The sequence below is a fragment of the Endozoicomonas sp. SESOKO4 genome, from assembly GCF_024606275.1.
Genome location: NZ_JAHHPS010000435.1, coordinates 1 through 1016 on the forward strand (window position 1 = coordinate 1; position 1016 = coordinate 1016).

Here is a 1016-nt window from a genome sequence, read left to right on the forward strand (position 1 = left end):
GACTTAACTTTCCGGCAGCCAGTCCTCAGTCATGATTTGCTCAAAGCTCCAGGGGCACTCAGCCGGGAAATCATCGGGCTTATATTTCATGTCAGCCGCTGCATCCCTCTTTGCAGACCGATAAGCTTTTGGTAAGACCTCATCAATCTTACTGTTTAGGCTGGGGTTATCTTCGAGAAGATCGAGGATGACGCCTCGTTGTTTAGCGACGCTGACCAGCCAGCTCCTGTACCAGTCCGTCATTGTGTGCTGATCGTCTTTTCCGGACTGTATTTGCCATTTGAGCAGGTGCAGGAGCAATTCTTTAGTACAACTGCGTAAAGCCTGATACTGAGCCTTGCCCATATCTTCAATTTCCTCTACCAGGTTGGCAATATCAAGCTCATCAAAGCGTCCTTGCTTAATCAACTCGGCCTGACGATAGGACCAGCTGTAGAAGTCAGTGTCATACAGGTTTTCCATAAAAAATCCTCCATTGCCCTACCACTCTAGGCGTAAACCAGAAGGGAATCAAAATGGACTGCAGTTGCAGGCACCATTGCGGTCGGGATTTTGCCCGAGAGTTTGACATTATTGACAGTAGGTACGAGCATACAGAAAAGCCTCAAAAGTGCTATTATTCCGGGGTTTCAGTCAAACCTATTATGGATGCCTAAATTGTCACAATACGTCTATACCATGAATCGGGTGAGCAAGACCGTTCCCCCGAAGCGCCAGATTCTTAAAGACATTTCCCTCTCTTTTTTCCCCGGTGCCAAAATTGGTGTCCTGGGTCTGAACGGTGCCGGTAAGTCCACTCTGCTGCGCATCATGGCCGGTGTTGACCAGGAATTTGATGGTGAAGCCCGTCCGCAACCCAACCTGAAGGTTGGCTATCTGCCTCAGGAGCCTCAACTGACACCCGGTAAAACGGTTCGTGAAGTAGTGGAAGAAGCCCTGGGTGAAATCAAGGAAGCTCAGGGCAAGCTGGAAGCGGTTTACGCCGCCTACGCCGAGCCAGATGCCGACTTTGATGC

The 1016-nt window shown here is 49.8% G+C and carries 2 protein-coding genes; one reads left to right on the forward strand and one right to left on the reverse strand.

Annotated features, from left to right (window positions below):
* Window positions 1-3: 3 nt before the first annotated feature.
* Window positions 4-462, reverse strand: coding sequence for a DUF29 domain-containing protein (locus KDK16_RS08635; protein WP_257254795.1), 459 nt, complete (start codon window positions 460-462; stop codon window positions 4-6).
* 195 nt (window positions 463-657) lie between these two features.
* Between KDK16_RS08635 and KDK16_RS08640 the strand changes: the two genes are divergently transcribed.
* The coding region (locus KDK16_RS08640) for an ATP-binding cassette domain-containing protein (protein WP_257275624.1) at window positions 658-1016 on the forward strand (359 nt) is incomplete at its 3' end.

Bases quoted from the DNA above. Each gene is read 5' to 3' on its own strand.
- KDK16_RS08635 (WP_257254795.1), bottom strand. From the start codon at position 462: ATGGAAAACCTGTATGACACTGACTTCTACAGCTGGTCCTATCGTCAG.